This is a genomic window from Mycobacterium sp. NGS50 (assembly GCF_059812545.1).
The window spans coordinates 123488-135407 of sequence record NZ_JCALCW010000013.1; the positions used below are offsets into that span (position 1 = coordinate 123488).

Below are 11920 nucleotides of genomic sequence, written 5' to 3' on the forward strand. Positions count from 1 at the left end.
TAGGGTGCTGTGGGCGGGTGGTCTCGGCCAGAATCAGATGCAGCCGGTACACCTACGCGACCAGGAATCCGCGATGAACAGAAATGCACTGCGCGACAACAGCGCCAAGTTGATGAACCTCGCCCATCGAGTGATCCTCACGGTCAGCGGGGACCGGGTGTTGGCCAAGCCGTTCGGGATGCCGGTGGTGGAACTCCACACCACCGGCCGCAAGTCCGGGCTGCCCCGGTCCTGCCTGCTGACAACGCCCATCCACGATTCGGATCGGATTGTGCTCGTGGCGTCGAAGGGCGGCGACGATCGCAATCCCGACTGGTACCAAAATCTTCAGGCGCATCCCGACGCCGAGGTGGTGTTCGACGGCGTCACCCGGAAGGTTCACGCACGCACCGCAACCGCGCAGGAGCGCGCCGAGCTGTGGCCGAAGATCGTCGCGGCGTACAAGGGCTACGCGGGTTACCAAACCCGGACCAGCCGCGAGATCCCGGTGGTGATCTGCCAGTTGCAGGTCTGAGTCAGCGACCCAGCACCGAGACCACCTTCTTGGCCGTGGCCTTGGCGGACCCCGGGTTCTGGCCGGTGACCAACCGCCCGTCGACGACGACGTGCGAGGCAAACGGAATCAGGCCCTTGCCGTAGCGGGCGCCGCGCTTCTTCATTTCCGCCTCGACGTTGAACGGCACCAGCTTGTCGACCCGCGCCAGCACCTCCTCCGACCAGGCAAACCCGGTGAGCTTGCGACCGGCGACCAGCAGCGATCCGTCCGACAGCGTGGTGTTGAGCAGGCCACAGTAGCCGTGGCAAACCGAGGACACCACACCGCCATGCTCAAAGATCTCCCGCGTGATGCGTTGCAGGCCAGCGCTATCGGGGAAATCGAACATCACCGCGTGGCCGCCGGTGAAGTAGATCGCATCGAAATCCGCCGCGTTGACCTCCTCGGGCGAGGCGGTATCGGCCAGCAGCGCCATCTTCGCGTCGTCGGTCTTCCACGCCTTCGCGCTCTTGTCGTAGTTCGGAAACTTCAGCGAACGCGGCTCCAGCGGTGACGGTCCGCCGTTCGGGCTGACGATCCTCTGTTCATAGCCGGCTTCGGCGAAGACGTCGTAGGCATGCGTCAACTCCGAGAGCCACAGCCCGGTCGGCTCGGACGGATTCTCGTAGTGAGACACGTTGGAGACGATGTTCAGGATGCGCTTGGTCATCACCCAAGGATTCCGGTGGCGGCCGGACGACGCCAGCATGTGGCCACTTCTCACAACTAGTTGGCCATCCGTCACCTGTTGTGCGAGGTACGCTCGGCCGTAGCCTCGATGGTTGTCGCCCGAGCCGGAGGTCCATGTGAGTACGCACGACGTTCTGCGCTCACCGGCGGGCGCCGCGCTGCTCGTCGACCTGGCCGCCGAGCATGGACTGCCGCCGGCCCGCTCGCTGCTCGGCACTCCCCTGACCCGCGACGCACTCGACGACCTCGACGCCGAGGTCCACCTTCGCGATGAACTTCAGATCATCCGCAACATCCTCGCCGCACTTCCCGACGTTCCGGGGTTGGGCATCGAGGCGGGGCTACGCTGCCATGCCGCGTCGCCGGGCATCTGGGGCCTGGCCCTGATGAGCTCCCGGACGCTGGGAGAGGCGGCGTCGGTGGGGGTTTCGCTTGCCGCGCTGAGCTTCTGCCTGTGTCGACTCAGCGTCTGCACCGATGCGGCGGACGGCTCCCTGCGGCTGATTCTCGATCCTGCGGCCCTGCCGGTCGACATCCGCCGGTTCGCGGTCGAACGCGACAGCACCGGGATTCAAACGCTGCAACGTGACCTGCTCATGACGCCCGATGCCGAACTGCGGGTCGCCTACACGATGGCGCGGCCGGCCGAGGATGTGGTCCAGAAGTACCTCGAGGTGTTCGGTATCGAACCCGAGTTCGGCGCGGCGCAGAACTGCCTGATCACCAGCCGGGAGTCGTTGGCACAGCCGCTGCCGCAGGCGAATCAGTACGCCCGTTCGATGGCGGAGAAGCAGGCCGTCGAGTTGCTCAGGCTGCGATCTGCGCGCGCCCGTGTCGCGGGACTGCTGCGTGATCTGATGATGGCGAATCCCTCCCCGGCGCTGTCGCTCGACGATGCCGCACGCCAGCTGACCGTCAGCCCGCGCACCCTACGGCGGCACCTCGCTCGTGAAGGGGCGTCTCTGCGGGTGCTGCAAGACGAAGTGCGCAAGGCACTCGCCGAGGAGCTGCTGGTCAGCGACGGGCGTTCGGTCGCCGATATCGCCGAACGTCTCGGCTATTCACATGTCTCCAGCTTCACCCAGGCGTTCCGGCGCTGGAATGGTGTCGGTCCCCGCGAATACCGCGAACAGGCGGGCCCCCGATGACAATGTTTGACCTGCAATCCAAACGGTCGGCTGCCAGTCTGGGCGTGATGCTCGACTGGGCCGCCGAGCTCGGCGTGACCCCACAACAGTGTCTGGCCGGCACCCGGACGACGCCGGCAGCGATCCGCAGCCCTGCCGCCGAGGTCAGCGGGCACCAAGAGCTCAAGGCGATCGCGAATATCGTCGCCGCGCTCGGAGACCAGCCCGGGCTCGGCCTGCGGGCTGCGGCCAGGTACCCGGTCACCGCCTTCGGGGTGTGGGGATTTGCCGTCCTCACCAGCCCGACCCTGGGTGAGGCGATCGACGTCGGTGTGCGGTTTGTGCGCCTGAGCTACGCCTTCTGCACCTTCGAGACACGCTGGCACGGCGACGAACTCTCGATCGTGATCGACGCCCGCGCGGTACCGGCGCCGGTGCGCAGGTTCGTTCTGGAACGCGACGCCGCGGCCATTCCCAATCTGTACCGCGAGATCCTCGGCGTGACGCCACCGCCGAGCCACATCTCGTTCGCTCTCCAAGACCCGGGGCCAGGCCTTCGGCTCTATGAAGAGATGTTCGGTGCGACACCCGAATTCGGCCACCCCGAGACCTCCATCAGCATCTGTGCGGCACAGTTGAATGTTCCCCTCCCCCAAGCCAGCGCCCACACTGCCCGGCTCGCCGAGCAGCAATGCCGACTGCTGCTCGAGCAGCGCGAAGCCAGAACGGGCCGTGCCGGTCTGGTGCGTGATCTGTTGCTGGCCGATCCTGCTCGTCCCCCGAGCCTTGCCCAAGTGGCGGATCAGCTGTCGATCAGCACCCGGACTTTGCGACGGCAGCTGGAGTCGGAGGGAACCTCGTTCCGCCGGCTGCTCGACGAGGTGCGCCGGCATCTGGGGACGGAGCTGCTGCAGAGCGGCATGACCGTCGAGCAGGTGTCGAGCCGGTTGGGGTACACCGATGTCAGCAACTTTTCCCATGCGTTTCAACGATGGAAGGGTGAGAGCCCGAGGGCCTACTTGGCCGGCCGAACCACGACGACGTATACCCGCCGAACGATGACCACGAGGTGAAGGGGAATTCCGGATGTATGCCATAACGCTCAACGGTTTCGGCGAACCGGAAGTAATGGAGTGGGCCCAGGTCGACGACCTGCCGCCGCCGGGTCCCGGCCAGGTTGCCATCGATGTGGTGGCAGCCGGCGTGAACCGGGCCGACGTGATGCAGCGCAGGGGCCTCTACCCGCCACCGCCCGGAACCAGTGAGATCCCTGGCCTTGAGGTCTCCGGCGTTATCGCCGCCGTCGGATCAGGGGTGTCGGATTGGGCGCCCGGCGACGTGGTGTGTGCGTTGCTGGCCGGCGGCGGCTACGCCGAGCGGGTCAATGTGGCCGCCACCCAGGTGCTGCCGGTGCCGCAGGGTGTCAGCATCACCGCGGCCGCGGCCCTGCCCGAAACCGCTGCCACCGTGTGGTCGAACGTGGTGATGACCGGCGGCCTCAGTCGTGGACAGACCCTGCTGATCCATGGCGGTGGCAGCGGAATCGGCACCCATGCAATACAAGTGGCCCGCGCGCTGGGCGCCGACGTGGCAGTGACGGCCGGCACCCAATTCAAGCTGGACCGTTGCCGCGACCTCGGCGCGCAGACGCTGATCAATTACCGTGAGCAGGATTTTCCGGCTGTCGTCAACGCGGAGCACTCGGGTGCCAACGTCATTCTCGACATCATGGGCGGCAGTTACCTGCCCAAGAACGTGGAGGCCCTGGCCGAGAACGGCCACTTGACGATCATCGGGTTGCAGGGCGGCGCGGCTGCGGAACTGAATCTGGCTGCACTGCTGTTCAAACGAGGATCGGTACACGCGACCAACCTGCGACGGCGGCCCGAGCAGGGACCCGGCTCCAAGGCCGAGATCATCGCCGAACTACGGCGACAGCTGTGGCCGATGATCGCCGAAGGCTCCGTAGCGCCCGTCGTCTCGGCCGAAGTCCCGATCACCGACGCGCCGGAAGCACACAAGCTGCTGGACTCGTCGGAGACGGTTGGAAAGGTCCTGCTGACGGTGCGCGAACCCTGATCCAGGGGCTGACAACGGCGATTCCGACTAGTGTGACTCCATGGGGACCATCTCGCAAAAGGCGCAGCAGCCAAGTTCTCAGCACCTAGCCGCGCTGCTCGTCTCGCTCGTCCTGGTCATCGTCGTCGCGGCCCTCGGCGGGGTCGCCTCCTCGGACGCCGCAGCCGACTATGGAAACCTCACCCAACCAGGCTGGGCACCGCCGAGCTACCTGTTCGGTCCGGTGTGGAGTGCCCTCTACCTGCTGATGGCAGTCGCGGCCTGGCTGGTCTGGCGCACCGACCCAAGGTGGAGCAATCCCGCAATCATCGCCTACGGCGTACAACTGGTGCTGAACCTGCTCTGGTCACCGCTGTTCTTCGGATTCGGTTGGCGTGGTTTAGCCCTCGTCGACATCCTGGCGCTGGACACGGCCGTGGTGGTCACCCTCGCGGGATTCTGGAAGATCCACCGCACCGCCAGCTTGCTGATGCTGCCCTACCTCGCGTGGATCCTGTTCGCGACGGCACTGAACTACTCGGTGTGGTCACTTAACAGCTGAGCCACGCCAACCCCGTTCGGCACGCGGCTCCGACCTGGCTGCCCGAGGACTCTTGTGAACCGTCGACCCGTCTGCTTATATTACGCTACGCACCGTATTGTAATTGCTTCGGACGGGACGCCGGACGCCACTGAGAGGTATGCGATGAATCATGCTGCGCCGCAGGTCACCGACCCGTCGAGCACAGGTAGCACCAAGGTGCAGTTGAACGAACTCGGCTACTACGCGGTGACCAGGCACCCCGCGGACGCGCGCGTCGTCCTGCCCGAAGCCCGGGCCGCGGAGGCACTCGGTTTGGGTTCCTGCCACATCGGTGAGCGCTTCACCGTCAAAGACCCCGCGGTTCTCAGCGGTGCCGTGGCGGGCTGCAGTTCCAGCCTGGGCATCGCTCCGTCGACCAACCACCACACCCGGCACCCCACCGTGACCGCGACCATCGGATCGACCATGCACGCGTTGACCGAGGGCCGCTTCGCGATGGCGTTCGGTCGCGGAATGGCCGGGTACTGGCCGGCGATCGGGCTTCCGGTGGTGACCGCGGCCCGACTGCGTGACTTTTTCGGGATCCTGCGGCGACTTTGGGCCGGTGAGATGATCCTGGACCACGACGGCCCGGCCGGGAAGTGGCCGATGCTGCGCCACGCGAACGGCTTGGGCGACGGGCCGCCGATCGGCTTGGTGGCGGTCGGCCCGAAGACGATGGAACTCGCCGGAGAGATCGCCGATTTCGTTGTGTTGCACACCTTCTTTTCCGACGAGGCGACCGAGGCGTCGGTCGCGGCCGTGCGGCGCGGAGCCGAACGAGCGGGCCGCGATCCCGACACCATCCGCATCTGGGCGTGCCTGGCGACGGTCTGCGATTCGTTGTCCCAGGATGATCAACTGCGCCGCGGGGTAGGCCGGCTGGCGACCTATCTGCAGGCGTACCCGGATGTACTGGTATCCGCCAACGGCTGGGATCCTATTGCGTGGGAACGCATCCGGCAGTCCGAACTGTTCACCGATGCGGCGACCGCCGGGCCCATCGATGCCAGTGCCTCATTCGAGACGCTGGAGCGGATCGCCGAGCTGATTCCCGCCGACTGGTTGGCTTCGGTGGCATCGGGATCGGCCCAGGACTGCGCGCGCACCATCGCCCGCCAGTTCGACCTGGGGGTGCATTCCGTCATCATGCACGGGGCAAGTCCGCAGGAGCTCGAACCCGTCGTGCACGCCTACCGGGCGAACCGGCCGACGCTGCGCAGGGCCGTCGCGGCGAACCCCGGCAGATTCACCTGACATTGCGGCACCGGTGCTACCCCGCGATCGAGACCCGCTCGGCCGCAGCCTCCGTGGTCACGGCGTCGGCCCGCAGGAACCGGCCGGTGCGCTGCGTTCCGAGCAGCTCGGTGGGCTGCCCGTTGCGGAACACCGCGCGCCCGGCGACCAGCACGGCGCTGACCGCGTCGTCGTTGCGGTTGACCATCCGCGACAGTCCGCCGTACTCGTCGACGGTCTCCTCGGCGTAGCTGTCCAGCGCGTCGTCCAGGTGGGCCGGGTCAACGATGACCAGATCGGCGCGGTCACCCATCCGCAGATGGCCGGCGTCGAGCTGATACCAGTCGGCCAGTTCACCGGTCAGCCGGTGCACCGCCCGCTCAATCGTCATGAACGGCGTGCCGGCCTTTTCCGCGTCGTGGACGTGGCGGAGCAGGCGCAGTCCCATGTTGTAGAACGCCATGTTTCGCAGGTGCGCGCCCGCATCGGAGAACCCCATCTGGACTCCCGGCTCGCGGGCCATCTTCTTGAGCACTTCGGGGCGGGCATTGGAAATCGTGGTGCGCCAGCGCAGCGCAGGGCCATAGGCGACGACCAGGTCGAGGAATGCGTCGACGGGGTGCAGCCCGCCGCGTTCGACGCCGACCTGCCCAAAGGACTTCCCGATGACAGATGCGTCGGGGCACGCCACGATCTCGGCGTCGAAGAAGTCGCGGTGCCACACCCGAAGCCCGTACTTGCTGTCGTAATCCTTGCGGAACCACCGGCGGTAGTCCTCGTCGCGCAACAGCTCATTGCGTTCCGCAACCTGTTCTTTCAGATGCATCGCCGCCGCGCCGGAACCGAACTCTTCGAAGATCACCAGATCGATGCCGTCGGCGTACACCTCGAACGGCACCGGCAGGTGCTGCCAGCGGAAGTTTCCACCCAGCTTGTTGATCAGCCGCGCCGCCGGGCCCATCACCGCGATCAGCCACGGGTTGGCCTTGATGTCGGCGGCCGAGAGCAGCGTGGTCTTGAGTTGCTGGCGGCCGATGCCCAGCGATTGCAGCGCCTGCGAGACGATGTTGAACGGGTTCTGAATGTCGGGGCCCGCCTGCAGAATCCGCCCGTTGCGACGCAACAGTGACTTCAGTCGGCGCAGTTCGCGGGGTTTCGCATACGTCGACGGCAGCGTGCGTGAGCGGCAGGCTTCACCGTCGAGCTTGTCGAAAAGCAGTTGCTGTGAGGACATCCCGACGAAGCCGGCCTCCAGCGCCTCGGTCAGCATCTGCTCCATCCGAGCCTGCTCCGCTGTGGTGGGCCTGATCTCCTTGCGGGTGGCACGGTCCAGACCCATGATCGCGGCCCGCATGTCCGAATGGCCGATGAAGGCGGCGACGTTCGGCCCCAGGGGCCGGGACTCCAGTGCGCCGATGTAGTCCTCGCAGCTGCTCCAGGTCTTGTGCTGGTCGATCGTGCTGATGACGTGCTCGCGCGGGATGGCTTCCACCCGGGCGAATAAGTCGCCGGCGTTCTCGGCGTCGACGTGAACGGTCGACAGCGAGCATGACCCCACCATCACCGTCGTCACGCCGTGGCGCAGCGACTCCGACAGCGACGGGGCGGCCAGCACCTCGACGTCGTAGTGGGTGTGGATGTCAAGCATGCCCGGCAGCACCCACTTGCCGGCGGCGTCGATCACTTCGGCGCAGTCGGTTTCGTCGAGCGGCCGCGGGCTCAGCGCGGCGACGCGGCCGTCGCGGATTCCGATGTTGCGGATCGCCGACGGCGCGCCGGTGCCGTCGAACCACCGGCCGTTGCGAATCACCGTGTCGAAGCTCATGGCGGACGTTCCTTTCCTGGATCCGTTGATCCCAGGATGCGGCCCCGACAGCGGGATAGTCTTGACAGTTGCAGACGATTATTTGACATTTATTGACATGTCGGTGATACGTGGAACGTCGCTGTCGGGCTATCCGAGCCTGGTCGCCGAGCTGGGTGGGAATCCGGCCGAGCTGCTGCGGACCGCGGGTATCCACGCCCAAGACGTCGGTGAGCACGATGTCTTCCTGCCGTATCGCAGCCTTATCCTGGCCGTCGAGACGGCCGCCGCGGCCACCTCAACCCCGGATTTCGGTCGGCGGCTGGCGCTGCGGCAGGGCATCGAGATCCTCGGACCGGTCGGGGTTGCCGCGCGCACCGCGGCCACCGTCGGCGACGCCTTCGTGATCATCGAAACGTTCGTGGCGGCCTACAGCCCGGCCATCGCCGGGCGCATCACCCCGACGGCCACCGCCGGACAGTCGTTCTACGCGTTCGAGATTCTGATCGAGCGCCCACCCCCGCATCCACAGACCAGCGAGCTGTCCCTCGGGGTGTCACTGCGGATAATGCGGTTCCTGCTCGGCGCGCAGTATTCACCGTTATCGGTGCACCTCCCGCATGAGCCGCTCACCGCGGCCGCCGACTATTCGACCTACTTCGGCTGCCGGCCGTGCTTCACGCAACCAACGGCAGGCTTCACCTTTCGCACGGCCGATCTCGCGCGGTCGCTCAACCCGGACGCGCTCGCCCATCAAGCGGTAGTGCAGTACTTGATCGGGATCACCACACACCAGCCCGGCATGACCCAGTCGGTGCGCACCATGGTCCGCCAGCTCCTGCCCACCGGCACCGCCAGCCTCGAATTGATCGCCGCCCAGTTCGATCTGCATCCCCGGGCGCTGCATCGCCGGCTGGCCGCGGAGAGCACCACCTTCGGCGAACTCATCGATAACGTGCGCCGCGAAACCGCCGAACACTATCTGCGTGACACCGACATCGGCCTGTCGCACCTGACCCGTGAGCTCGGCTACGCCGAGCAGAGCGTGCTCAGCCGCTCGTGTCGGCGATGGTTCGGCTGCGGTCCGGCCGCCTACCGTCGGGCGATCCGGTCGGCCGCAGCCACATCGTCGAGCTGAGCTTCAGCGGCCCGCGATCCATCCGAAGAACTCGTCCACGGTGAACACCGGTTTCCCGTATTCCTGGGCTTTGCGGGCCTTTCCGGACTGCGTGCCCGCTTCGGCGATGACCAGCACCTCGCAACGCGTTTTGGTCACCGAACGCACCGGTGCCAACCCGACCGAGGCGGCCAGTCGCTCCATCTCGTCGCGATCCACCATGCGGCCCTGGCTGTCGACCGCGGTTCCGGTGAAGCAGATGCGGGCACCGGGAACCAGGATCGCGGCGATGTTCTGGTCCGTTTGCGACGTATCGGCCAGGCCGGTGCACAATTCACCGACGCCCAACGCCTCCAATGCATCCCGTAGGCGCGCCAGCACCTCGTCGGGCAACCGGGTCCGGGCCGCCGCCAGCAGCAATTGATCGGCCGCAGTCCGCCGGGCCGCGTGCTCCCAACTCGTCTCCCCCGCCAGCGACGTTTCATCGGCCGGCGCCGCCCCCAGGAGGATGGCTCCGAGGGCGCGGCTGATCTGCAGCAACGCCGACAGGGCCGGAAGATGCCCGGCCGTCGGGGTGACGGCGTCATGATCGCGACTGACCAGAATTCCCGACAGTGCGTCGGTCTCGTCGGGTTCTTCGAACGGCGATGACCCGGCACTCAGATCGATGGCACCGAGATTGTCGAGCGCGGATCGCGCCCGCTGCAGCGCCGTTCGGCCGGTGACGCTGGTGCCGCCCAGTTCGATGCCCAGCGGCATCGGAACGACCTGGCCCAGACGTTTGAGTTCGAAGTCGATCAGCCCCAGCGTCTCGTCGATCTTCACGCCCACCGGCGTGCACCCGGCCAGCATCGGCGCGATCACCGCCCAGGCCTCCCGCAGCGTGGGCGCCAGCAGAACGTCGGCCACCCCGATCCGATACGCCTGCCGGGCGTCGGCCAGGTCGCGCTGCGGATTGATCAGCGTCGACACGGCGGTGCCATCGTCGAACGCAACCGCCAACTCCACCGGGCGGGGACGCGACATGCGGCCCTCATCACCCACCGTGAGCAGACCGATCGCGCAGAACCGGCGGGACCGATCGCGGTGGGCCGAGGTGCGCAGGAACCGGGCGATCCGGCGGTCCACCTTCAGATCCTTCGGCAGCACAGGACGTTTGAGCACCAGCCCGGCCAACGACGTGCACCGGCTCAGGGCCACGTAGAGCTGTCCCGTGGAGAACATCCCACCGGACAGATCCACCACCAGCCTCTCGAGGGTCTGGCCTTGGCTCTTGTGAATCGTGATCGCCCAGGCCAGCTTGAACGGCAACTGGGTAAAGGTGCCGACCACCTCCCGGCGCAAGGTTCCAGCTTCGACCACGGGCCGGGTGGCCTCCCAGGTGAACGGGGCGACCTCGGCGGTGTCACCGTCGGGGAACTCGATCTCGACCACCGCGCCGTGACGGTTGTAGCCCACCCCGACCACGCGTCCGATCGAGCCGTTGACCCAGCGTTCGGCCTGATCGTTGTTGAGCATCATCACCTGGGCGCCGACTTTGAACCGCAACACGTCTTCCAGCGGCTTGTCGAACAACGACAGGTCACCGGATTCGCTGGCCCGGTGCACCATCTCCTCGCCCGGCAACCGTTCGAGCTGCTGACGGTTTCGAGCAGTGACCAGCCTGTTGGTCGGCGCCAACGTCAACCAGAACTCATCGTCCGGGGGCACGAACTCGGAGTCCACCCGCGCGTCCAGGTGCTCCTTGGCATGCCCGAGCAACACGCCTTCGCGAATCTCGTTGAGAATCGCCGTCATCCGGTCATCGCCGAGCTGACGGAACACCGTGGTCAGCGAGACAGTCGGGAAGTCCTGCCGGCTGAACGCGTTCGCCGAGAAGAAGTACGGGGTGTCATAGGTCGTCGAAAAGTATTGCCGCTCACCCTCCGTGACCACGGGCGGTAGCTGATAGAGGTCGCCCACCAACACGACCTGGACGCCACCGAACGGGCTTCCGGGCTCCGGGCCGAACCGTCCCAACGCCGCCGCAATCATGTCGAACACGTCCGCACGCACCATCGACGCCTCGTCGATGATCAGCGTCTGCAGCTTGCCGAGGGTCTTGGTGAAGCGTCCGGGCCGGAAGTCTCCGCCGGTGACGTCGGACAGCGTCGTGGTGGGACGGAAACCGAACAGGCGGTGGATGGTGTGGCCGTCGACGTTGAGGGCAGCGATACCGGTGGGTGCGACGACCACGACGTTGCGGCCGGTGTTGGCCATGAAGTGGCGGATCAGCGTCGACTTGCCCGTGCCGGCCTTACCCGTCAGGAATAGGTTTCGGCCCGCCGCCAGCAGCTCCAATGCTGCTCGGAACTCCTCGGTCAGCAGGATTGTGTCGCTCACCACGGTCGCACCCTACTGGGATGCCGGGACGTCGGCTTACGCGGACACACAACCGGGCTTCGGGTGTCAGCAGGCACTGCCGCTTATGCCGTTGTGGCGACGGCTGGGGGTCCAGTCTCCCCTAGTCGCCTTATCGAACCCAGCAGCAGATCGGCCTCATCACCGCAGTTCAAGACCTATTTCTCTGTGTCGGGCTGACAGGATTTGAACCTGCGACCACTTGACCCCCAGTCAAGTGCGCTACCAAACTGCGCCACAGCCCGCAGCCGCCGGATCAACCGGCAGCAGGTCGAAAGCCTACCTCAGAGGGCATCGATCGCCCCAACCGTCGGCGTAGCCGGGCGAGCCGTGAGGGTCAACCCCTCGTGACCGGGTTTGTGGATGAATC

General features: G+C 66.4%; 10 protein-coding genes and 1 tRNA gene. 7 read left to right on the top strand and 4 right to left on the bottom strand.

Annotated features, from left to right (window positions below; all coding sequences use genetic code 11):
• Positions 1 to 73 precede the first annotated feature (73 nt).
• Positions 74 to 514, top strand: coding sequence for a nitroreductase family deazaflavin-dependent oxidoreductase (locus AC5Y36_RS11775; RefSeq protein ID WP_500041083.1), 441 nt, complete (start codon positions 74 to 76; stop codon positions 512 to 514).
• Position 515: 1 nt separating this feature from the next.
• Here the strand turns inward: AC5Y36_RS11775 and AC5Y36_RS11780 are convergent, their stop codons facing one another.
• Positions 516 to 1205 (bottom strand): type 1 glutamine amidotransferase domain-containing protein, encoded by a 690-nt coding sequence (locus AC5Y36_RS11780; RefSeq protein WP_500041097.1) that lies wholly within the window; start codon positions 1203 to 1205, stop codon positions 516 to 518.
• Positions 1206 to 1341: 136 nt separating this feature from the next.
• Here AC5Y36_RS11780 and AC5Y36_RS11785 point away from each other — a divergent pair, with 136 nt between their 5' ends.
• The 5 genes from AC5Y36_RS11785 (at position 1342) to AC5Y36_RS11805 (ending at position 6250) form a co-directional block, all read left to right on the top strand.
• Positions 1342 to 2373 carry an AraC family transcriptional regulator gene (locus AC5Y36_RS11785; protein WP_500041084.1) on the top strand — a complete coding sequence of 344 codons (1032 nt, stop codon included), beginning with the start codon at positions 1342 to 1344 and terminating at the stop codon, positions 2371 to 2373.
• Positions 2370 to 3425 carry an AraC family transcriptional regulator gene (locus AC5Y36_RS11790; RefSeq protein ID WP_500041085.1) on the top strand — a complete coding sequence of 352 codons (1056 nt, stop codon included), beginning with the start codon at positions 2370 to 2372 and terminating at the stop codon, positions 3423 to 3425. Before AC5Y36_RS11785 ends, AC5Y36_RS11790 begins: the two co-directional genes overlap by 4 nt.
• A 13-nt stretch (positions 3426 to 3438) precedes the next feature.
• Entirely contained in the window at positions 3439 to 4431 is a 993-nt protein-coding gene (locus AC5Y36_RS11795) for an NAD(P)H-quinone oxidoreductase (RefSeq protein ID WP_500041086.1), read from the top strand.
• Between the two features lie 49 nt (positions 4432 to 4480).
• Positions 4481 to 4972: a TspO/MBR family protein gene (locus AC5Y36_RS11800; RefSeq protein WP_500041098.1), complete on the top strand. Its 492-nt coding sequence runs from the start codon at positions 4481 to 4483 to the stop codon at positions 4970 to 4972.
• Between the two features lie 144 nt (positions 4973 to 5116).
• The gene (locus AC5Y36_RS11805; protein ID WP_500041087.1) at positions 5117 to 6250 is read left to right on the top strand and encodes a TIGR03857 family LLM class F420-dependent oxidoreductase; all 1134 of its coding nucleotides are present in this window, start codon (positions 5117 to 5119) and stop codon (positions 6248 to 6250) included.
• A 16-nt stretch (positions 6251 to 6266) separates the two neighbouring features.
• On the opposite strand, the gene AC5Y36_RS11810 is transcribed toward AC5Y36_RS11805, so the two are convergent.
• Complete coding sequence (locus AC5Y36_RS11810; protein WP_500041088.1) at positions 6267 to 8054, bottom strand: N-acyl-D-amino-acid deacylase family protein; 1788 nt, start codon at positions 8052 to 8054, stop codon at positions 6267 to 6269.
• 97 nt (positions 8055 to 8151) lie between these two features.
• Between AC5Y36_RS11810 and AC5Y36_RS11815 the strand changes: the two genes are divergently transcribed.
• Positions 8152 to 9171 (top strand): AraC family transcriptional regulator, encoded by a 1020-nt coding sequence (locus tag AC5Y36_RS11815; protein ID WP_500041089.1) that lies wholly within the window; start codon positions 8152 to 8154, stop codon positions 9169 to 9171.
• 3 nt (positions 9172 to 9174) lie between these two features.
• On the opposite strand, the gene AC5Y36_RS11820 is transcribed toward AC5Y36_RS11815, so the two are convergent.
• Together AC5Y36_RS11820 and AC5Y36_RS11825 are read right to left on the bottom strand one after the other, a co-directional pair.
• Positions 9175 to 11532, bottom strand: coding sequence for an AAA family ATPase (locus AC5Y36_RS11820; RefSeq protein WP_500041090.1), 2358 nt, complete (start codon positions 11530 to 11532; stop codon positions 9175 to 9177).
• A 189-nt stretch (positions 11533 to 11721) separates the two neighbouring features.
• Positions 11722 to 11795 (bottom strand) — tRNA-Pro (locus tag AC5Y36_RS11825).
• Positions 11796 to 11920 lie beyond the last annotated feature (125 nt).

Coding starts and splice junctions, on each gene's coding strand:
- AC5Y36_RS11775 (WP_500041083.1), top strand. CDS start 74: ATGAACAGAAATGCACTGCGCGACAACAGCGCCAAGTTGATGAACCTC.
- AC5Y36_RS11805 (WP_500041087.1), top strand. CDS start 5,117: ATGAATCATGCTGCGCCGCAGGTCACCGACCCGTCGAGCACAGGTAGC.
- AC5Y36_RS11815 (WP_500041089.1), top strand. CDS start 8,152: ATGTCGGTGATACGTGGAACGTCGCTGTCGGGCTATCCGAGCCTGGTC.
- AC5Y36_RS11790 (WP_500041085.1), top strand. CDS start 2,370: ATGACAATGTTTGACCTGCAATCCAAACGGTCGGCTGCCAGTCTGGGC.
- AC5Y36_RS11810 (WP_500041088.1), bottom strand. CDS start 8,054: ATGAGCTTCGACACGGTGATTCGCAACGGCCGGTGGTTCGACGGCACC.
- AC5Y36_RS11795 (WP_500041086.1), top strand. CDS start 3,439: ATGTATGCCATAACGCTCAACGGTTTCGGCGAACCGGAAGTAATGGAG.
- AC5Y36_RS11780 (WP_500041097.1), bottom strand. CDS start 1,205: ATGACCAAGCGCATCCTGAACATCGTCTCCAACGTGTCTCACTACGAG.